Annotated in this window: 20 protein-coding genes, 1 tRNA gene and 2 pseudogenes; 11 read left to right on the top strand and 12 right to left on the bottom strand. The window is 49.5% G+C overall.

All coding sequences use genetic code 11. The features are described 5' to 3' along the window. Positions 1–94: 94 nt before the first annotated feature. Positions 95–718 carry a transposase gene (locus tag MKMG_RS05915; protein WP_165076549.1) on the top strand — a complete coding sequence of 208 codons (624 nt, stop codon included), beginning with the start codon at positions 95–97 and terminating at the stop codon, positions 716–718. A 142-nt stretch (positions 719–860) separates the two neighbouring features. Here the strand turns inward: MKMG_RS05915 and MKMG_RS05910 are convergent, their stop codons facing one another. From MKMG_RS05910 to hxlB, 5 genes are all read right to left on the bottom strand, one after another. Further along, a complete protein-coding gene (locus tag MKMG_RS05910; protein WP_165076547.1) occupies positions 861–1049 on the bottom strand; it encodes a hypothetical protein in 189 nt (62 codons plus the stop codon). 58 nt (positions 1050–1107) lie between these two features. Then, positions 1108–1407, bottom strand: a complete 300-nt coding sequence (locus tag MKMG_RS05905) for a hypothetical protein (protein ID WP_165076546.1) — start codon at positions 1405–1407, stop codon at positions 1108–1110. Positions 1408–2333: 926 nt separating this feature from the next. Then, positions 2334–3374, bottom strand: a complete 1041-nt coding sequence (locus MKMG_RS05900; RefSeq protein WP_165076544.1) for a M42 family metallopeptidase — start codon at positions 3372–3374, stop codon at positions 2334–2336. A gap of 16 nt (positions 3375–3390) precedes the next feature. Next, positions 3391–4497: a pyridoxal phosphate-dependent aminotransferase gene (locus tag MKMG_RS05895; protein ID WP_165076543.1), complete on the bottom strand. Its 1107-nt coding sequence runs from the start codon at positions 4495–4497 to the stop codon at positions 3391–3393. 8 nt (positions 4498–4505) lie between these two features. Continuing rightward, positions 4506–5114, bottom strand: a complete 609-nt coding sequence (gene hxlB / locus MKMG_RS05890; RefSeq protein WP_165076541.1) for a 6-phospho-3-hexuloisomerase — start codon at positions 5112–5114, stop codon at positions 4506–4508. Between the two features lie 154 nt (positions 5115–5268). Between hxlB and MKMG_RS05885 the strand changes: the two genes are divergently transcribed. Further along, the gene (locus MKMG_RS05885) at positions 5269–6072 is read left to right on the top strand and encodes a site-specific DNA-methyltransferase (protein ID WP_165076539.1); all 804 of its coding nucleotides are present in this window, start codon (positions 5269–5271) and stop codon (positions 6070–6072) included. Between the two features lie 6 nt (positions 6073–6078). Here MKMG_RS05885 and MKMG_RS05880 read toward each other — a convergent pair whose 3' ends face one another. After that, complete coding sequence (locus MKMG_RS05880) at positions 6079–6351, bottom strand: ferritin family protein (protein WP_254059105.1); 273 nt, start codon at positions 6349–6351, stop codon at positions 6079–6081. A gap of 156 nt (positions 6352–6507) precedes the next feature. Between MKMG_RS05880 and MKMG_RS05875 the strand changes: the two genes are divergently transcribed. The 3 genes from MKMG_RS05875 (at position 6508) to MKMG_RS05865 (ending at position 9269) form a co-directional block, all read left to right on the top strand. Further along, complete coding sequence (locus tag MKMG_RS05875; RefSeq protein WP_165076536.1) at positions 6508–6945, top strand: hypothetical protein; 438 nt, start codon at positions 6508–6510, stop codon at positions 6943–6945. Positions 6946–7015: 70 nt separating this feature from the next. Continuing rightward, a complete protein-coding gene (locus tag MKMG_RS05870) occupies positions 7016–8440 on the top strand; it encodes an aldehyde dehydrogenase (RefSeq protein ID WP_165076535.1) in 1425 nt (474 codons plus the stop codon). Positions 8441–8501: 61 nt separating this feature from the next. Beyond that, complete coding sequence (locus MKMG_RS05865) at positions 8502–9269, top strand: exodeoxyribonuclease III (RefSeq protein WP_165076533.1); 768 nt, start codon at positions 8502–8504, stop codon at positions 9267–9269. 68 nt (positions 9270–9337) lie between these two features. On the opposite strand, the gene MKMG_RS05860 is transcribed toward MKMG_RS05865, so the two are convergent. After that, a complete protein-coding gene (locus MKMG_RS05860; RefSeq protein ID WP_165076532.1) occupies positions 9338–10261 on the bottom strand; it encodes an aldolase in 924 nt (307 codons plus the stop codon). An 82-nt stretch (positions 10262–10343) separates the two neighbouring features. Beyond that, entirely contained in the window at positions 10344–13181 is a 2838-nt protein-coding gene (locus MKMG_RS05855) for a M1 family metallopeptidase (protein WP_216842877.1), read from the bottom strand. 105 nt (positions 13182–13286) lie between these two features. On the opposite strand from MKMG_RS05855, the gene MKMG_RS05850 reads away from it, so the two are divergent. The 4 genes and pseudogenes from MKMG_RS05850 (at position 13287) to MKMG_RS05835 (ending at position 16863) form a co-directional block, all read left to right on the top strand. Next, a complete protein-coding gene (locus MKMG_RS05850; protein WP_165076530.1) occupies positions 13287–13904 on the top strand; it encodes a hypothetical protein in 618 nt (205 codons plus the stop codon). Between the two features lie 135 nt (positions 13905–14039). Further along, a complete protein-coding gene (tnpA, locus tag MKMG_RS05845; protein WP_165076529.1) occupies positions 14040–14447 on the top strand; it encodes an IS200/IS605 family transposase in 408 nt (135 codons plus the stop codon). Continuing rightward, positions 14448–15624: pseudogene (locus tag MKMG_RS05840) on the top strand (RNA-guided endonuclease InsQ/TnpB family protein). It abuts the gene before it with no gap. Positions 15625–15702: 78 nt separating this feature from the next. Further along, positions 15703–16863, top strand: a complete 1161-nt coding sequence (locus MKMG_RS05835; RefSeq protein WP_165076528.1) for a PAS domain-containing protein — start codon at positions 15703–15705, stop codon at positions 16861–16863. A 66-nt stretch (positions 16864–16929) separates the two neighbouring features. Here the strand turns inward: MKMG_RS05835 and MKMG_RS05830 are convergent, their stop codons facing one another. Beyond that, complete coding sequence (locus MKMG_RS05830; RefSeq protein WP_165076526.1) at positions 16930–18423, bottom strand: MFS transporter; 1494 nt, start codon at positions 18421–18423, stop codon at positions 16930–16932. 491 nt (positions 18424–18914) lie between these two features. Between MKMG_RS05830 and MKMG_RS05825 the strand changes: the two genes are divergently transcribed. Together MKMG_RS05825 and MKMG_RS05820 are read left to right on the top strand one after the other, a co-directional pair. Further along, positions 18915–19151, top strand: coding sequence for a hypothetical protein (locus MKMG_RS05825; protein ID WP_165076525.1), 237 nt, complete (start codon positions 18915–18917; stop codon positions 19149–19151). A gap of 396 nt (positions 19152–19547) precedes the next feature. Next, entirely contained in the window at positions 19548–19754 is a 207-nt protein-coding gene (locus tag MKMG_RS05820) for a hypothetical protein (RefSeq protein ID WP_165076524.1), read from the top strand. Positions 19755–19909: 155 nt separating this feature from the next. Here the strand turns inward: MKMG_RS05820 and MKMG_RS05815 are convergent. From MKMG_RS05815 to MKMG_RS05805, 3 genes and pseudogenes are all read right to left on the bottom strand, one after another. Then, positions 19910–19982, bottom strand: a tRNA-Lys gene (locus tag MKMG_RS05815). A gap of 134 nt (positions 19983–20116) precedes the next feature. Beyond that, positions 20117–20983 carry a branched-chain-amino-acid transaminase gene (gene ilvE, locus MKMG_RS05810; RefSeq protein WP_165076522.1) on the bottom strand — a complete coding sequence of 289 codons (867 nt, stop codon included), beginning with the start codon at positions 20981–20983 and terminating at the stop codon, positions 20117–20119. 97 nt (positions 20984–21080) lie between these two features. Then, positions 21081–21319, bottom strand: a pseudogene (locus MKMG_RS05805) (Ni-sirohydrochlorin a,c-diamide synthase); the annotation flags it as partial.

Genomic DNA, 21319 nt, shown 5'->3' with positions numbered 1-21319 from the left:
TAGGTACCGAATGAGTACGTGCAGAAAATTATTGACCGATCTTTGAGTGGCTGGATAGGGGTTTCCAGTGGAAATATTCCTTAACCGATGACGTATGGAATTCTTTGCAGAACTTGGTCTGGATAGATCAAAAGAGATAGAAACATGTTGTATGGACATGTGGAAGCCTTACATAAACAGTGTAGGACAGCACACTAACGCGAAAATTATCTTCGATAAATTTCATCTTGTCAAAATTGTGAATGACCCTCTGGATAAGATTCGGAAACGGATCTTTTATGCGGCTGATCCTGAAAAAAAATCCAATATGAAAAGAAAACGCTTTGTATTTCTTTATAAGAGAAGCAATCTTCCTGAAGAAAAAAGTGAGGATCTGAAAGAATTGTTGGAACAAAATGAAGAATTATTTAAAGCGTATATCCTGAAAGAACAGTTTTTAGACATTTTTGAAGGTGACAATAGGCACTGTATGCCAGTTTTGAGGCTGGTGCAATGGATGGACAATGTCGAGGAATCTGGAATCAAAGAGCTATTGCCAGCAATAAAGACAATTAAACGTCATTTTGATGGAATTGTGAATTATTTTGACTTCGGATATACAAACGCTGCAAGTGAAGGTTTCAACAACAAGATTAATGTCATAAAGCGGGCTGCATATGGATTTCAAGACCTTGACTATTTCATTTTGAAGATCAGACAAACGTGCGGATTCAATTAATGCATGAGATCATTAGCAGGGGAGGGGGAAAAGTCCCCCTCCCCTGGTCCCTCCCCCTGAAATGTGATGAGTCGCAGGGGGGTGGGCAAGCACCCCCCCCTGCTCCGTTTGTAGTTTAGGATGCAACAAAATATAGTGAAATTCAGACTTCAGAAATATGGAGAAGAGCCTTCTTCTGAATGTAAACCCCGGAGTGACAGTTGGCTTCAAGAGCATCAAAAGCCCGGTTCAGCATTGAAACAAGTTCTTTGTCTTCTCCCCTGCCGGATACATTCAGCCTGTCCCACTCGGCTTTTATTTTTTCATCAGCAAAAGACAGAATGCATCTCATTGGAACAAAACCCGTTTCTGAATAACCCGTTTATTACTGATGCCAGTGAAAATCGTGGTCACCTGACCCTGAGATCAGGCCTCTGTGCATATTTCTCATAGAGGTTGCAGTCAAAGATCCACCCGACATGTCCTTCGGCGTCAATCGCAATTTTGTTTGAGGCAAGGAGGTATTCGATGATCTCCTTGTACGTCTGATACATCATCTTTTTCGGAAGATGCTCCCATAATGCACGCCGCTTGTAATGGCCACTCCACTCCCGGATAAAGTCTTCCACCATCCGTATGGTTTCAAGGCGGGGGGAGGGTCTCGGTCGGGAATAAACTGCCACAGGTTCATTCACTCCCTCTATTGTCATATCAAAGAATATGTCATATTGTTTAATATAACTACTTCTTTCAGTATTTTTCCGGCCGGGGTTTTTTGTATCCTAAGTTTGCTACTTGGTTCATGGAGGTGCTTTATGCTCCAAAATCTCCAAAAAAGTCAAAATTAAATTTGACAGTTGGGTTAGATTTGAGGGTAAAATGGCCCGTAGAAATCCTCTAAGAAACCAGAATTTCATCGTAGGTCTCTCAACCATGTAATGCAGATTTTTTCCGGGGGCAATCTCACCCAGATGTGCTGTTTGTTGACTCCTGCAAGCTACGGCATACAATTCACATTCGTCTGGGCAAAAATCCCATTATATGATTAAGAAATGGTTAAATAACCCCAAAACAGGCTTGCGCCCGGAAATATTGCGTCCACACAGAAGCCCTGAGAGAGCTGATCTCAGCCGAGACGACCTATCTATCCTCCCAAAAATATCTGACAATAGCGACCCCTTAATAGTCCCCGGGAAATCGTAATTTTCGCAAATAAAAGGCATTGCAGCGGTATTTTTCCCGCATGAAAAATGAGCAAAAAATACGGCAGTTTTACCCTTGGATTCCCAAACGCAGGGGGTCAATGAGGGGTAAAAAACAGGGGTGATGCAGTATAAATCTGGTTTCCGATATTCATCTGATGATTTGCTCATGTGCGGATGTATTCTTTCGTTTCGTAGCATTTCTACAGAGCCGATATTTTGAGAGAAAATATTTCAAATACCTGGAACTGTCAAATTCTATTTTGCCAAAATCAGAGAAAATTGACTGAAGTGACAAACCTGGGTTATATGCTATTTATAAGGAAAGCGTAAAACCCCTTGGTCTTTAGCTCAGGGGTAGTTCACATGATGGTAAATCCCCTTCAGCCAGCAGGAATGTATTCCGGAAAAAAAGAGAATTTGAGGGGGATATTTCAGGCAAACGGGCTGTCCCGTTTCAGGGCTGCAAGGAGAAGGCTGACTCCTGCCTCCACATCCCCGATGTCAACGACCTCCACCGGAGAGTGGATGTAGCGTGCGGGAATCGAGAGAGGGATACTCGGAATGCCACCTCTCACAAGGTGGATGATGGTGGCGTCCGTATTGCCGCCGGTGCCGACCTCCAGCTGGTAGGGAATCTCCGCCTCATCTGCTGCCTCGCGGAGCCAGCCGGCGAGTTTCCAGTCGGCCATCAGGCCACGGCCCTGTGCACTGACAAGAACCAGCACCGGCCCTTTGCCCATCACCGGGCTTGCTTCTTTCTTGGTGACGCCCGGGTGGTCGCCGGGTATGGTCACGTCGGTTGCTATCGCACAGTCCGGGTCAAGTGTGAATGCACTGACCTTTGCCCCTTTCAGGCCGAGTTCTTCCTGCACCGTGAAGACACCATAGATGGTGTGGGGACTGGTGGTCTCTTTGAGTGCCTTGATGAGGAGTGCCACACCGACACGGTTGTCAAGCGCCTTGCCCGTGACCCGGTTGTTGGCAAGTTCGGTAAACTCCCGGTCAATGGTGACCGGTGTGCCGATTTCAATGCCCAGATTTGCGACGTCTTCGGCGGATGTGGCACCGATATCGATGAAGAAATCATCTATCTTCACCTCTTTCTTCCGCTCTTCAGGGGTGAGAATGTGCGGTGGCTTTGCGCCGATGACGCCTGTCACAGCTCCCTTCTTGCCGTGGAGGACGACCCGCTGGGTGTAGAGTACCGGGCCAAACCATCCGCCTATAGGGACAAACCGGATGAATCCTTCATCATCGATGTACTGGACCATCAGGCCGATCTCATCCATGTGGGACGCCACCATGACTTTAAAGTCACCGCCACGCCGGATGGCAACGAGGTTGCCCATTGCGTCCTCCGTAAATTCATCCACATGGCCTTCGAGTTCTGTTCTGATAATTTCACGCACGGAACCTTCGTAGCTGGAGAGTCCGTGGGCATCTGATAGTTTTTTGAGGAGTTCTTTTACCATATAATTCACTGTCCTTCTATATTGTCTGAATGCGTTCGAGTGCTGTGTTGATATCGTTTCGTGAGGCTGCGTAACTGAACCTCGCGAATCCTGCAGACCGTTCGCCGAATGCGTCACCCGGGATGATGACGACACCTGCATCAATGATGGCATGGAATGTCTCCGGTTCCATCGGGACGAACATATAGAATGCGCCATCCGGTTTGGGGAAGGTAAATCCGCAGTTTTTCAGGCCCTGGTAGAGCATATCCCGGCGGATGCGGTATTCCTCCCGCATCGCTGTGACACATGCGTTGTCGCCGGTGTATGCCGCAAGTGCCGCATACTGGGAGATGGACGTCGCACAGGTCTGGCAGTTCTGGTGCACCTTAATGGCCTCTTCGATCACTTCATCAGGGCCTGCCATAAACCCGAGGCGCCAGCCAGTCATTGAATAGGTCTTGCTGGTGGCATTGATGGTGATGACGTCATCCCCGTAGCGGGCGGCGCTGTAATGCGTTTTGTCATAGACGAAGTGTTCGTAGACCTCATCTGATATGATGGTGACGCCGTGGTCATTGCCGTACTCAACGATGGCACGGATGGTCTCTTCATCCTCCACTGTCCCTGTCGGATTGCCAGGTGAGTTGAGCACAAAGACACGGGCACCGTCCATCTGTTCCTTGCACGCCTCCACGTCAATCCGGAGGTCCGGTGTCAGGGGGACACCTTCCGGTCTGCCGCCGGCAAGCACCGTGCATGCCTCATATGAGACAAAACCGGGGTCCTGGAAGAGCACACGTTCCCCTTCCCTGACCAGAGTGGTGATTGCTACATAGAGCGCCTCTCCGGCACCGGCAGTGACGATCACTTCACCGGGGATGTGGGAGATGCCGTTCTCCCGTGCGAGTTTGCTGCAGATTGCCTCGCGCAGTTCGGGCAGGCCGTAATTAAAGGTGTAGCCGGTGTGGTTGTTTCGTATCGCCTCAATCCCCGCCTCTTTGATATGCTCCGGGGTCGGTAAATCCGGCTGACCTATGCCAAGATTAACAGCATCGGGTGCAGCAGCCTGGAAGAATTTTCGGATGCCTGACATCTCGACATCCCGTACGCGCTGTGAAATCCGTCCTGTATATGTGGCCATCTCTTCACCTACTCTATGTTTGCATGTCTGCCTTTGAGGTCCTTCTCCTCGCACTGGGTTATTTCCATAATCGAAGATACGATGGCGTCGGAAAATACCATGGCTGTTGTCTCAAAGATGGTGCCCAGGGGTGCAAAGGAACGGTGTTCCCCACGCATCTGCCTCACATCATACTCAGCCGATTCATCTTTGACATCATCGCGGTGGCTCTCTATCACAGCGACACAGTCTGCAACCCGTCCGATGCGTGAGTCTTTCTTTGATGTCACCAGGCAGAGCCGCCCGCCGATGGATTTGGCGGTCTCACAGAGTTCAGCGATGGACTTTGTCTCCCCTGACCCTGAGAAGGCCACAATAGTATCGCCTTCTTTCATGGCAGGGGTGATTGTCTCACCGACGACATAGGAATGCAACCCAAGATGCATCAGCCGCATGGCAAATGCCTTGGCGACGAGACCTGACCTGCCTGCCCCCATCACATAAATCCGTTTGGCACTGAGCAGTTCATCGATGAACTGTCCAACCCCTTCATCCGAGAGAGAGTCGGCAGTCGATGAGATGGTGGTCGCCATCAGTTTCATCATGTCCTGTACATTCCCTGCATAGCACTCATTCATAGCACCGTAACTATTCCCGATAAACTACATCAGCGTTGCGAAACCGGCGGAGAATGAAAATAATAGTGAGTATATTCCATGAAGATTTTCACCCGGGGGTATATCTTCCGTTGGTGCACGTTTTTATGGCAGTATGCAGTAGATTATTATAGATATGGACATTACTCCGCTCTCCCCGTATTACCAGCGGGAGGGGGCTGCACTCTACTGCACTGACTGCAGAGACCTTCTGCGGAGCATGCCTGCATCATCGGTGGATATGATCTTTGCCGACCCTCCCTATAATCTCTCCAACGGCGGGTTTACCTGTCAGGGCGGCAGGCGTGTGCCGGTGGATAAGGGCGAGTGGGATGCCTCCAATGGATTTGCAGATGATTTATCTTTCCACCAGGACTGGATTGCTGCCTGCCGGCGTGTGCTAAAGGATGAAGGGACCCTGTGGGTATCAGGGACCTATCATTCCATCTATGCATGCGGGTATGCCCTGCAGAGTGCGGGATTTCATATATTAAATGACATCTGCTGGTTCAAGCCGAACGCACCGCCGAATCTCTCGGGAAGATACTTCACGGCAAGCCACGAGACGATTATATGGGCACGTAAATCGCCTGAAGCCCGGCATACATTCAATTATGAGGTGATGAAAGGGGGAGAGTGGCACGAGGGGGATACGCTCAAAAACGACGGGAAACAGATGCGTTCAGTCTGGTCGGTGCCTGCACCGCGCAAGGCGGAGAAGTCCCACGGGAAACATCCGACACAAAAACCGCTTGCCCTGCTGACCCGGATCATCCTTGCTGCGACAAACCCCGGTGATCTGGTGGTAGATCCCTTTACCGGCAGTTCGACCACAGGCATTGCCGCTGTCTCCCACGGACGGCGGTTCATCGGCTCTGATGTCAGCCGTGAATATCTTGATGTCTCTGTCCGGCGGTTTCAGGAACTTTCCGAACGGTAAAAAAGGTTATTTCTGTTTTTCAATCTCTTCTTCAACTTCTTCGTATCCCTCTTTGTAGAAGGACTCCTCATCGGGCGCCAGGTGATGAAGCAGGCGGAGGAACTCACCGGCATGCACCTTCTCTTCGTCTGCGATGTCGCGGAGCACTTCCTGTGCAAGTTTGTTGTCTGTCGATTCTGCAAGCTGGACATAGAGCTGGATGGCCTCATACTCTGCTGAAACCATGAAGCGTATCGCACGGATGAGTTCTTCGTCGGTCAGTTTCCTGTCAGCTTTCATTCCTGAGAATGGTGATCCAAATTCCGGCATTTTTTGTCACGTCCTGGTATGGTTCCCAATATGTGTCCGGGCACTTAATCTTTTGGAATGGAAAAATTCAGAAGAGGTATCTTCATGTATGCATCCCGTTTAACCTGTTAATATGGAGAATATGCGATGAAGAAGCAGCAGTCATGGAATAATATTGCCGGGGAGAGTGTCACAGAAAAGATGCAGACCCTTGGGATAACCGCTGGACACAAGGCAGATGTCCGGAAACTGGGGGAGATTGCAGATGCCTTTGGGGTTGAAGCGGTGATCTACTTTGAGAAGGATCTCGCAGAAACCTCGACCTATGAAGCTGACCTGAAGGATTTTGCCGGGGCTGATGAGTTTAACCGCCCGTTTGTTTTGGCAAATTCCTTTATAAAATTCGGTGCTGATAACGATCCGTCGTTTCTCTCCCGTTTAAAGGAATTCCCCCTGATGATTACCATCATTGAGGTTTCAGAACGCCGGGACGGGTCCCGTGTTATCCCGTATATCAAAGGCATGATGCCGTTTCTGGATGAGTTTGACGTGGACGCCGAACCCGAAGGGACATTTATTGAATAACTGAATTTTCCCCTGTTATTGGATATTTTTTATTGCAGAGCAGGCAGTAGTATACAGGACCGGGATTTCAATGAGAGAGGAATATATTCGTGGAAGTGCCTTGTCAGGTGAGACTATCCGGGTGGTAAATCCTGCCACCGGAGGTCTGGTTGGTGAGGTGCCTGCGGGAGGAAAAACGGCAGTGGCTGCTGCCGTTGACACAGCAGAGGCTGCACAGGCCGGATGGGCAAAGCGGGACCCCCGGCAGCGTGGGAAGACACTTGGTGAAGGAGCCCGGATCATCCGAACGCAGACGGACGCACTTGCCGCCCTCCTGACTGCAGAACAGGGCAAACCACTGCGTGAGGCACGAAACGAGATACAGGGGTGTGCGAATGTCCTTGAGTATTATCATTCAGTCTCCGGGTCTGTCAGGGGGGAGTGCCTGCCGCTCTCGTCGTACGGCCTTGCCTATGTCCTCAAAGAACCGGTCGGTGTCTGCGGTGCGATCATACCGTGGAATATGCCGGTGTTAATTTTTGCATGGAAGGTGTGTCCGGCACTGGTCGCGGGCAATTCTGTCGTGGTGAAACCGGCGAGTTCCACACCCCTTACAACCCTGCGGATTGCAGAGATGATGGAGGCTGCCGGTCTTCCTGAAGGAGTGCTCCAGGTGGTGACCGGCAGTGGAGATACGGCCGGTGCTGCCCTTGCAGCCACACCCTCCCTGGGCCATCTCTCGTTTACCGGCGACACGAAGACAGGCGTTGAGGTATCGCGGGCTGTCGGGAATAATGGTGTGCCGGTCACCCTGGAACTGGGCGGCAGTGATGCAATGATCGTCTGCCGTGATGCAGATATCGATGCGGCAGCGGCAGGTGCCGTTGCCGGCCGGTTCTATAACTGCGGCCAGACCTGCACGGCAGTCAAACGGGTCATCGTTGATGCATCCGTCAAAGAGCAGTTTACCCGCGTCCTCTGCGAGAAGACAGCGGGTATTGTGGTGGGAGACGGCAGCCGGCCGGGTGTGGGCATGGGGCCGCTGAACAATGCACCGGCACGTGACGACATCTGCAGAATGATGGATGCATGCCTCTCTGCCGGTGAGGGCACCCTGCTATGCGGCGGTGGTATACCGGATGGTGCGCATTACGAGAAGGGATTCTTCTATGAACCAACCATTGTGGCAGACGTTCCCGGGGATTCGGTGCTTCTGAAGACCGAAGTATTCGGGCCGGTGTTGCCGGTCATTTCTGCGGATAATCTGGACGATGCCATCAGAATCGCAAACGCGAGCCGTTACGGCCTGGGCGCCTCGGTCTGGACCCGCGACATTAAAACAGCAATGACAGCCTCATCACAGCTTGATGCAGGTATTGTCTGGGTGAACCAGCACCTGAGACTCCCCCCGGATGTGCCGTTCGGGGGCGTGAAGGCGAGCGGGACGGGGAGAGAGAACGGGTCGGGTGCCTTTGAACCCTATCTACGTTCAAAGACTGTGATTGTCAAATCGTGACGGGCACTGTCAGGTAATTTGCGGTGAGAAATACTTCAGATATGCAGGAGGAGATGAGAGAATGAAAATCATTTCGTGGAATGTGAACGGCATACGGGCAGTGGGGCGAAAGGGAAACCTGCAGAATGTATTCACAAATGAACAGCCGGATATACTCTGCCTGCAGGAGACAAAGGCGCATCCGGATCAGCTGACCGGCAGCATGCGCCACCCGGACGGGTATTTCTCGTATTTTTCCTGGGCAGAGAAGAAGGGATACAGCGGAGTGGCCACGTTCTCCCGCGATGAAGTGATATCTGTGAGGACAGACTTTACTGACTCCCGCTTTGGAACGGAGGGCAGAATTCTCATCACCGAACACCAGGAATTTCTGCTGTACAATATTTATTTCCCAAACGGCAAGGTATCCGGAGAGCGCCTCAGCTACAAGATGGATTTCTATGACGCCTGTCTCAGGGATGCAGTGGCACAGGTGGAGAGCGGCAGAGATGTCATCATCTGCGGTGATGTCAATACGGCCCATACCGGGCTTGATCTTGCACGCCCAAAGGAGAATGCAAAGGTATCGGGTTTTTTGCCGGAGGAGCGTGCATGGATTGACCGGCTTGTGGGTGTCGGGTTTGCTGACACCTTCCGTCTGTTTGAAAAGAATGGCGGGCATTACTCGTGGTGGGACCTGAAATCGCGGGCACGGGAACGGAATGTCGGCTGGCGGATTGATTATTTCTTTGTCAGTGAGGCACTGGTGGACAGGGTTGCCGCTGCATCGCTTCTGACAGATATTTATGGATCAGACCACTGTCCGGTCTGCCTGGAACTGCATGAATGAAGGTCAGCGGTTGCAGGGCGTGTGAAATGTCTCTTCCCTGATGAAGACGCTGAAAAAAAAGGATCTGATTAGTCCTTTGTTCCGATGTAAATCGCCAGTGCGTCCTCAGCAGAGGCACCATCAATCGTGAGTGCAGAGACGGCATTGCACATCCGCACGGCTTCGTCCAGTGACTTCTGGTGGATGTTACGCCCGGTTGCATTCCCCGCACATCCGCCGGTGTGAAGCTGGTCATGGAGCTGTTTTAAGAATCCTTCTGCTGAGACACTCGAACCGCCTGCACAGATGACCTTTGTCCTGCCGGCAGCCATTGTTGCCTCTTTCAGCATCGCACCCGAGGATGCACCGTCCTTTTTCGGCGCATTGACTTTCACAAAGTCACTGCCCAGTGTTGCGGCAACTCCGGTCGCCCCTGCAATGAGGTGCGGGTCTTTCTCGTCACCGACAGCAGCCCCCCGCGGATAGATCCAGAGGACGGTCAAAAGACCGTGGGCGTGTGCCTCTGCAATGAGCCGTGCCGCATCACGCAGCATCAGTGCCTCTTTCTCACTGCCCAGGTAGATGGTGTACCCGATGCCCGCAATATCAAGGCCGGTGCGGTCACGCAGATCTACTATCTGCTGAACGGTGAAGAGCTGTGGACTATAGGGATCTTTCTGGGCGGTCCTGACAAGATGGGTCTTGGAGTTCATCTTGACGATATACGGGATATCGGGGTAGTCCATCGCGTAGCGGTTAATGAGACCCAGCTGGGTTGCAAAGACACCAATTCTGCTCTCCTGAGCAATCCTGAAGAGGTGTTCAGGGTCAGCGTCATCCGCTGCGATGCCTTCGCCATAGAAGTCATCGTTCAGGTGTTCCACCTTCTGGTCACCGGCAAAGAGCATCAGGTTGCCTGAGCCCTGCGTGACTAACAGGTAGTTATCGATATAGGTGGCCTTTGCCGATTCCGGTACATCAAGCGGAACCAGTACATTACAGTCATCCGTCATACCTCATCCTATCATTTGGGAGATACTTATTGTTTTTTGATCTGCCGGAGATCCAGTGCCTGAAAGTGGCGTTTTGGCCTGATTATGTATACTTTTTTGGGATCTTTTTCCCGTTTTCTCTCTCCCACACGGCTGTTGCCGCAGGTGATGCGGCACGGATTCTTCGGGCAGTGTTATACACACTAGGGGTCTGCTGCGGGTCCGTTGCATCCAGCACCCGCAGCAGAATCTCAATGAGCGGTGCCTGGTGTTCTTCTTTCATCCGGTCAATGTTGCCGAATACGGCAAGCATGTTGCCGGTGCTGTACTCATTGACCGGTGCAAGCGTGATGAGAATTTCCTCGATAAGGGCTCTTCCCTCCGGTGTCTCAAGAGAGATCTTTTTGTTCTGTGCAAATCTGCCAAAGAGTGCCCGCTGGTCATTGGCCATCTCAAGACTGAAACTAACAGACGCTGCCGCATCACGGATGAGCCCGATATCTGCCGCTGACGCAATGCCCGCAAGAGAGCCCAGATATGTCTCCCAGGCAACGGGATTGTTCCGTGATTTTTCGTAGCAGTCACGGATAATCGCTGCACGCTCAGCACAGCTGCTGTTCACAATGTGACCAAATGCCATGACCCTGTCTGTTGCCGTCGTCCCCTCCCTGTACTGGCGAATGAGTGTGTCGTGCACTTCCGGTGTGTCCATGGCTGCGAGGAAGAGGAGTGCGGTGTTTTTTACCTGCCGCCGCTTCAGACGGGCGACATCGCCTGCAATACCGTCGGGGCAGGGGACATCTGCTGCATATGCAGTGTAGACTGCAGATATGAGGGCAAAGTGCCGTTCTGCCGTAGCTTTTATCAGCTGTCTGCGTGCCCGGTAGAGGTCAGCATACCGGTGTGCGTAGCGTTCGTCTCCCACGGCGTCAAAGATGGTCAGAAAGAGTCCGCCTGCCTCTGAAAGAAGTGCTTCATCAGAGAAGAGGTCTGCAATAAGGTCGGTGAGAGCACTGCTGACTGCTGCCCCGGTCTCTTCCATCAGGTGGATAATTTCTGTCTCACAGAGTTGCGTGAATGCCAGAAACCGGCTGGTGATGTCATCATCCAGTTTTGCCTGGAGACAGAGTGCCTCAGGACCGGGCATATACGCAAGCCTGCCGTAGAAGGCAGCCCCGCGGTTCAGGGAGATGAAGGCAGGTTCATCCTGTTCTGCAATGACAATGGTGTGGTCCGGCGTATTCATCCGGAAACAGCCTGAGGCCGTCTTCTCTCCTGAATGACTGAATACCGCGTATGTGACAGGTATCTCCCATTCCTTTTTGTCAGACCGTTCTCTTTGGGAAAATGAGAGTGTCAGTTCCTGTTTTGCTGCATCATACCGGTGTGCAGCCTTGATGACCGGGTAGCCGGTCTGCGTCAGCCATTTGTCTGCAAAATCCGTAATATTCTGGCCGGACACCTCCTCGATTGCATGTATCCAGTCGTTTCGGGATGCGTTTTTGTGCTGGTAGCGTGCATGATACCGGGCAAGCCCTTTAGCAAATGCCTCTTTGCCTGTCAGGGTCTCGATCATCCGGGCAAACTCCGGGGCCTTGACATAGGTGACACCGGTAATAAGTTCATTCGGGTCATTAAATCCCTCGGGTTCAATGGGCAGGGCACCTGCCCCGCCGTCAAAGAAGAGCGTGCCGCCCGCAGGCGAGAGCAGGTTGAGGACAGTCTCCAGACGGTTATAGTCTTCACCAAAATGGAAGGCATGATAGGCATTCTCAATATGGACGGTCACCGCCTCATTCAGCCAGATCTCAAAGGGGCTGATGCCGGTCACTTCCGACCCGTTCAGGTTATGGTAGAATTCATGCACCTTTACGCGCATCAGATACTCAAATGCACCATCTGTTGCGTCCGGAAACGCAAGGAGACGGTTGGTGGTGATGGTGGTATTGCCCACATTCTCCATGCCGCCGAAGTCGGAATTTTGCATCCCGATCTCACGGTAGACGGTGCCGGTATACTGGTATCCGGGCGTTATTGTCGCATCCATCTCAAGGAGACGGGAACGGATGGCCCGTACTTCATCATCAGGTGCTCCGGTCCGTATCAGGCGGTCCCGTTCCCCTGACAGGCGGTAGATTTCCTGCCGTGTTTCAGGAGCTGCATATGAATCCGGGCCGGTAAAGAGATAGATCCACAGGATGCTGTCTGCAAGAATTTCCAGTGCGTTTTCTGCGAGTGCAGCATCTGTCCCGGGCGGCCCCAGCAGTTCGAGAGTGAATGCGCTGCCGTCCGGGTATTCAAACGGGCGGGCGAATGTCTCATATGTCCCGACACCAAGGAAGAAGAGATAGGGCGCCATCGGTGTGACACTATTGTCGTAGGTGATGCTGTCACGGCCGTCTGCTACCGGATGGCGGGGAATCGTAATGTCACCATTGCTGATGAGAGTTGTGTAGCGGTTGTCAGCGATGATGGTGGTGGTGTATGTGCATTTTGCCGTCATATCATCGATACAGGGCACAAGGCGCTGGAATCCCCACTGCTGGCACTGGGTGATCTGCTGGGGCGGGGCACCTTCAGGAGTGACGTCATAATAGAGACCTTCCAGCACATGTGAGGTCGGATGGCAGACGGTCTCTGTGTAAACATCAAAGACCTCATCCGGTTGTATCGGTTGTGCGAAGTGAATGAAGAGCAGGCTTTTTTCGGTGTCATATGTGTATGACACCTCCCGTCCGGGGCTGGAGACACTTGTTACATTGAGGTTTTTTGCATTCAGGGTAATGGTCTCAATCAATGTGCCATGTGCCCTGAGTTTCATCTGCGAATGAACCACGGTCCGGGTATCGTAGATATCAAACGTCAAATCCATATGGCAGACATCGACAGGAATGATCCCGAAATCAGATGGATAGTATGTAAACTGGCGCTGTCCGGTCATGGGTTCAGGTATGCGGGGGAACTACAAAAATGATGCGAGGTTCCGGATGAGACAGATACTATAATTAATGAGTATCGCTTATCTCGGGGTGTTCCGTAAGGAGGTGTGAGTATTCTGAAAGATATTCGGATTGGATGGAAACTGGCAGCGTGTATTGTCGTGCTCCTGTCAGTATGCTGTGTGTGCGGGTGTACGGATGACTCTTCAGCAGGCGGTGAAGCAACGCCTGCACAGACAGCAGCGACAACGGCGCAGTCTTCTCCTCAGGCACCAGCGTCGGGTGAAGTGGTCCATTATACTGCCATGATGGAATACCTCCCGACCATGACCAATAACTGGATTGTCGGGGAAAAGGATGGGGCGACGATGACCTATAGCGGAGAGTCATGGAGTCAGGCGTATGCTGATTATACCCTGAAGTCTGATGACAGCGTCAAAGGAACTGTTGTAATTCAGGACACAAGGGGCATTGAGGGTGCCGGGTATTATGGGATGTGGACTGCGCAGATGACCATTGAGACCCCTGAGATGAAGATGTATACCGGGACTGTCGACGGGTATCCTGCCTATTTTATTGAAGATCTTGAGGATGATGATTATACTGAGATTGTCAGCATTAATGACCGGTTCTTTGTCTACGTCATGATAGAAAACGGCAAACCTGAATACCTGACCGTCTTCAACAACCAGATTGACTTTGATGGTATTGCAGGCCTTGCCTGAACTCTTTTTTTTAACGGGCGGGGTGAAGGGACAGAGCTGGAAGTCCCCGGTCTTTAGGCCGGGGATGAAAGCGGCGCCCCTTCGTCGTTACGATAGATACATTAGGTTGGTTGTAGTTATATGCTCACATCCAATATGAAGTATAAACTTGATAAGTCAGCACATTCGGTCTATGCCCTTCACTATCACTTGGTGGTGGTGGTAAAATATCGGCGAAAAGCATTATGTTCTGATGAAATTCGGGAACGCCTCAAAGATATAGTGTGGGACTTATCAAACGAATTAGGCATTGAAATTGTGGCTCACGAACCCGCAGAAGATCATTATCATTTGTTGTTCAAAGCAACCCCGAAAACCAATTTGGTGAATGTTGTCAATGTTATCAAAGGGGTATCATCACGGAAATTACGTCAGGAATATCCTGAAATCCAGTCATTTCTGTGGGACAATGCATTCTGGTCTCCCTCATATTTCCTTGCAACATCGGGTCAGGTTAGTCTTGATGTTCTGAAAGATTACGTTGATTCTCAAACGGAGAAATGAATGATCGTTTCCTACAAGTATCGTGCATATCCAGGTCCGGTTGCAGAGACGCAACTGAATGTAGCACTTGATACCTGTAGGTGGCTCTACAATAAACTTCTGGAAGAATGTAATGAGGCACGGGCTTGTGGTGTGCCTCTGAAGAAGAAGGAAACACAGGCCCGGATAGTGACACTAAAAGATGAGAATCCTGCACTAAAAGAAGTCTACTCTAAAGTGCTCCAGATGGTCAATTATACCGTATGGAGCAATATTGCCGCCCTGTCACAGACAAAACAGAGGGGGCGAAAGGTTGGGAAACTCCGTTTCAGGAGTGCATTCCGATACCGGACTCTTAACTACAATCAGTCCGGATTCAGGATCGACAGAGAACACAACTCCATCACGTTCTCGAAGATCGGTACAGTCCGGGTCAGGATGCACCGACCATATATCGGGACAGTGAAAGGTATTCTGATCACCCGCTCTGGTGATGGATGGTATGTAATTATTCAGGCCGAACAGGAAGTTTCTGAAACAAAACAATGTGGCAGGTCTGTCGGTATTGATGTCGGGCTGAATGCGTATTGTGTCGATAGCGACGGCAGGGTGGTCGAGAACCCCCGATTCTATGAACATTCTCTGGGCAGGATCAAAAAATTACAGCAGAGTGTTGCAAGAAAGAATCGGTTCTCAAAAAACTGGAAGAAAGCAAAGAGCAGACTGGACAAGGTATATGAACACATCTCCAACCAGAGGAATGATTTCCTGCACAAACTATCCCGTCAGTATGTCGATACATATGCCACGATTTGTGTTGAAAATCTGGATGTCAGGGGACTGAAGGAGAAAGACAACAATACAGGTATGCACAGGAGCATCCACAGTGTAGCATGGGGAAGATTCTTTTCTTATCTCTCGTATAAGGCTGAAAGTGCTGGTACGAAACTCATCAAAGTCAACCCAAAAAATACAACACAGATGTGCTCAAATTGTTAAAAAGACGTTATCCGATAGGGTTCACGAATGTCCTGATTGTGGATTCGTTGCTAACCGTGATTATAATGCGGCAGTAAATATCTGTCGTATAGGGATGGAACAGCCCTTTATGCCCGTGGAGACAATGCCCCTGCATCACGTTTCTGTGATGCAAGTGTTGTCAATGAAGCAGGAAGCCACGCCCTTTAGGGCGTGGTAGTTCACAAACCTGAAACATTTATTAGGTAAGCGAATATCTTGATCCCTGATTCGTTCATGGCGACTGGTGTGCGTGGAAATGACAAACAAAAAAGAACAGTATGAGGAAGATCTCAAAGAGATCAGAAACCGTATTATCGGGTTTGGTGAAGCCTCTGTTAAAAAGAGTTATTATCCACAGCTTCAGTATAAACAGGAAGAACTGGAACGATTCAGGGCTGCACTTGACAGCACCCTTGATATTGTATTTATTCTTGAACCCACTTCCGGCCGGATTATTGATGCGAACAGCCGCGCTGAGAAAATGCTTGGGTATACCAGTAAGGAACTCCTGAAAATGACGATTTTTGATGTAGCGGACAATGAAAGGCTTCATCAGGTTGTTGCAGGCATGGAATCTGTTATGCAGACGTCTGAGATTATCCGGGCAGAGGTGTCTGCGAGGGATGGCCAGACGATACGGATGGAACTGAGTGTTAGTTCAGCCCGCTTTAATAAAGACCGCTATTTAACTGTTGTATGTCGTGATATTACCGAACGCGAGGGGATGGAGGCGGCAATCAGGCGTTCTGAATTTCAATACCGAACGACGATAAATGCGCTCCATGATATTCTTGTGGTAATTGACGAATCGTTTCATGTAATTATTTTCAACGATGCGTTTGAGACGCTGTGCCGGAATAGTGGAATACAGGGGCGGATTCAGGGGATGGATCTGAAAATAATGGCTCCTTTTTTTTATTCTGATAGGGGGACTGATTTCTGGAGATTCATTTTATCAAGCGAATCTTTTGAAGAAGACATTAAATACCGCCATGACGGTAAATTTGCGATCTATTCTCTGCGGAATCTGCCAATTATTGAAAATGGTGTCTTTAAACAGTCTGTACTCTACCTAAGGGATACGACTGAATATTATGTTCTTGAAAATATGAAAAAAGAGGCATTTTTACAGATTGACAAGAATATGGAACAGTTTGCTGTCTTAAATGACCATGTCCGAAATCCCCTTCAGATCATTCTGAGTATCATTGATCTCGAGTGCGGTGAACTGACTGAAAAAATTCTGCCCCACATCAAAGAGATCGATGATCTGATCAATGCCCTTGATAACAGATGGATTGAGTCAGAGAAGGTCAGAAATATGATCGCACGGCATTATGGTATTTCCCTGATTGACCGGTCAGATATTGCCGATGTTATCCACTATCTTCAGGAAAGATGCGAGTCTGAAGAGTGAAGGGATTTTTTCGGTAACGGGTGATATACCCCGGAATCGGTTCCTCTACGGATAAAAAAAGAATTTTCAGATGAGTCCTGTTACGGGTTCTTCTTTTTCTGCATCATGTGCAAAATCCGGGTGAATCTCCTGTCGCACAATAAATGTCAGTATGAGGATGACGATGCCGAAGATAAATGCGACAAAGAATGCCAGATCAAATCCTGAGGCAAGGACTGACATCCTGATGTTTACGGGGGCATCCAGGGTGACACCCCGATGGGCTGCAATGGTTGTCATTCCCTGGATAAATACTAGGTTAAATAATGCAATTCCGATAGTCATGGGGGCGAAACGCTCCAGACTGGTCAGGCTTGATACCATGCCCTGATGGTTTCTGGAAACAGAATTCATGATCATATTTGATATGGGGGTGACCATCAGGCCCAGGCCGAAGCCGATGGTGAGCAGGCATAATACCACAAACCCGAGGGTGGTATCAACACCGAGTTTTGTCATCAGGAAATACCCTGCTGCGAGGGCGAAAGCGGCGACAATACAAAGAACTTTTCCACCGGTTTTATTGAATACTGCCCCTGCAAGAATGCCTGCAAACATCATCGCAAACGAGAGTGAGGTTAAGATCAGGCCTGCCGAGGATGTGTCGAATCCCTGGACGTATTCCAGATAAAACGGGAGCAGATAATTGATGCCTGAATAACTGAAGAAGACGAGGGAAAGGATCAGGTTCGTGAGAAGGAAATTCCTGTTCTTAAACAGTGAGAGTTCGAGGATGGGGTCGGCTGACTTCAGTTCGTGCCAGACAAAGTATCCCAGTGATGCTACTGCGAGGATGAACGTTCCTGCAATGACAGGAGATGTCCAGCCCAGTGCGTTTCCTTCTGAGACGGCAAAGAGGAGGGATGCAAGGCCGACAAAGATAAGGGCGGCTCCGCTTTTATCAAAGCCGGACAAATCGCCACGGGCGGTTGTGGCGGGGATGACTTTTGTTCCCAGAACTACCGCGATAATTCCGATTGGCACGTTGATGAAGAAGATCCAGTGCCAGGACATATACTGTGTTAAAAATCCTCCAATGGTCGGTCCAAGGGCGGTACCCAGTGCAGCAATGGTCATGATAATGCCCATTGCCTTTCCCTTGAGACTCATGGGGATGAATGTGGTGATCATCGCCGGGCCTATGGCTGAGATCATGGCACCGCCGACTGCCTGGATGATGCGTGATCCGACTAAGACATAAAATGAATCAATAATTTCAGGTAAAAATCCGCAGAGAAAGGATCCCAGGGTGAATATAACAAATCCTGACAGGAATATTTTTTTAAATCCGATGACATCGGATATCTTTCCAAATATCAGGACACATCCTGCCATCACCAAAAGATATGCGGTGGATACCCAGCTTACCGTACTGGACGATATATCAAAGGCTGCCGATATTGTCGGCAGGGCAATATTTACGATGGTTCCGTCCAAAGATGCCATGAAGGTGGCAAGTGCGATGGAAAGGATCAACAAGCCATATTTGGCTAAGGAATCACCGTTTTCAGTATTTTCCATATTGTCATTTCAATATGCCAATTAATTATCATTCCGATTCGGAAATCACGTGAGGATACAGAATTGTTCAGTGCTGCGGCTGAACCATAATGAGAATATTGTCACCCTTTTTCCACCCTCTTTGACCCACTCTGTTGGGGAATCGGGGGGCAGAACGGGCGTATTTTCTGCTCATTTTTGCTGCCGGAAAATGATGGCTGTAATGCCTGTTATTTGATGAAATGACGGTTGATTGCGGACTAATAAGGGGTCGTGATTGTCGGATATTTTGGGAGGACGTTATCGGTTGTCTCGACTGAGATCGGCCCGCTCCGGGCTTCTGTGTGGACGCGTTTTTCCGGGTCGCAGAAACGCAGGATGTGTTATTTGAACGCTATGTGAACTACCACGCCCTAAAGGGCGTGGTAGTTCACGCCGAAGAATTCTTCATTTTTCATATATTTTCCCTCTTTGGTATAGCAATATAATGGATCTGTTTTGTCATCTGTCCGATGACTGAGTTCAGGCTGAGAAGAGAACGGGAACGATCCGGTGAAACGGTCACTGGCCAGACGAAGAGGCAGACTCAGAGACCAACGATAAAGGGGATCTTCTTTCTGTTCAGGAGAGTGGGAGAGTTTTCATTTGTTGAGAGAACGCAGAGAATAAAACGGATTGCAAATCTGAATAATGAATCGAAGAAGATATTGCGGCTATTGGGTGGGGGGTATGGAAAATACTATTGTTGAAAGGGGATCTGCGGAACGTGTGGTCAAATCCGCTTCTCCTGGAAATTTTGCTTACGTTTTTCCAGTCTCTTTCCCGTTCCACGTCGTGGGCAATGTCCCGAATCATAAAAAATACCTCCATGTTCAACATTTGCCAAACCTCTGAAGTGGTCAACCGAGGTTTGGTTTTTGTGGATATTTAAACCGGCACACTTGGGGATTTTTAGCTTGCCAGTGACAACAAGGCCCATTAATCCAAAGAATGATGATCTGTATGCAAGCCCATTAAGAAGAGTAAGGGGCAATGACCCGGTATATTTTTAGTATTCATACATAACAAATTGATATCGCCTTATTTTTGAAAGGGAATTTATATGAATAATAAATACAAATTGATCTGTTAGGACCCCCAAAAGGGTGGCAGTAATATTTGTGATAGCCATATACATCAGTATAACAGTAAATTTAAACATAAATTTTGCAGTAAATATTGGTAGTATTAATATGGTTGATCAAACGGATAATGAAATAGAACTTGGAATAGCTGAAAAAATAATGAATTTCGCATCAAATTTTAAAATTGATGTTGGGCTATCCAAATTATCCACTGTTTACGGGTTCTAACTTAGGCTTTTCTTTTTCAGATTTCAGCTAATATTCAAAAGGAATGGGAATTATCTCAAACTTGACAAGCAAATCATAATCCCATCATCCGCAATAAATTCCTAAAATCCATTGACAAATGCAAAAAACAACAAAATGAAAATGTTAGAACAGTATGCTGATATGGGGATTCGAACCCCAGTCGCTGGCGTAAAAGGCCAGCATGATTGGCCCCTACACTATATCAGCAGTGGGCACAGTTGTGCCTGAATATATACGGGCCCGTTGGATATATATTTTTCGAATTGAAATTCCGAATAGAAATGCCGGAGTAAATCCAGAGAAAATTGAAAGAAATGTCTGAGAAAATCAGGAGAAAGAGGTCAGTAGATCGGAGTCCCCTCTGTCTCTGTCTTGGTTTTGAATCCGGCCATCAGCTGTTTGACAACCGGGCCCGGTTTTCCGGTGCCAATCTCCCGGCCGTCAATTTTAGTTACCGGTGCCACCTCGGCAGCGGAACCCGTGACGATGACCTCATCCGCGGTATAGAGATCAAAGTATCCCATGTTCCGCTCAACTACCGGAATGCCCAGTTCGTCAGCCACTTCAAGGAGCACCATACGGGTAATGCCCCTGAGATTATTCAGCGTGTCCGGTGTAATGATGACTCCGTCCTTCACCACATATATATTGTCGCCGGAGCCTTCAGCGACATAGCCGTTGGTATCAAAGAAGATGGCCTCGTCACCACCCTTGTAATTGGCCTCAATCTTTGCCATGATATTATTGAGGTAATTGAGGCTCTTTACATTCGGTGGCAGGGATTCTGCCGGGTTTCTTCTGATTGAACAGGTGATGGCGGTCAGCCCCTTATCATAGAGGTCACCATACATGGCACCCCATCCCGTCGCAATCACAATGATCGTTGGTGTGCTGCATTTATGCGGGTCAAGCCCAAGGTCACCGACTCCACGGGTGATGATCGGGCGTATGTAGGCATCCTTAAGATCGTTTTTCCTGAGTGTTTCAAGGATGACTTCGGTCATCTCTTTTTTTGATATGGGTATCTTCAGGTCAATGGTCTTTGCAGAATCCCACATTCTGTCGATATGTTCCTGGAGACGAAACACATGCCCGTTATAGGCACGGATGCCTTCAAAAACGCCGTCTCCGTAGAGCAGACCATGATCAAAGACGGAAACTTTCGCGTCCTCTTCCTGGACAAATGCTCCGTTCAGGTAAATCAGCATACAGTAGTATACCGTCCGGGAATTCAAATGGTTTGCGATCAAAAAAATATGCGAAATCCGGCCGATGCCCTGACCGCAGTCGCGGACGTTCGGTTGGTTATCTTTCGGACCGGCACCGGTCGGTAAATGTCTGGAACATACCGGGTACAGAGGACGGGTGCAGGTGCGTATATCCTGCAATGGTATTGCTGCACACCGCTCCGTCCAGATTGTCTTTGATACCTTTCCCCCGTGTCAGCCGGTATGCATACTCTGTATCATCCGCAAGGCGCACATCGGTGTGATGGAACTCATGGCCCGCAAAGGCACCGCTTCCGAGGGGGCTCTTGTCCGACG

The sequence above is a fragment of the Methanogenium sp. MK-MG genome, from assembly GCF_009914725.1.
Classification (GTDB): Archaea; Halobacteriota; Methanomicrobia; order Methanomicrobiales; family Methanomicrobiaceae; genus Methanogenium.
Note: the sequence above shows the minus strand (reverse complement) of the source record. Positions and strands in the feature narration are given on the sequence as shown.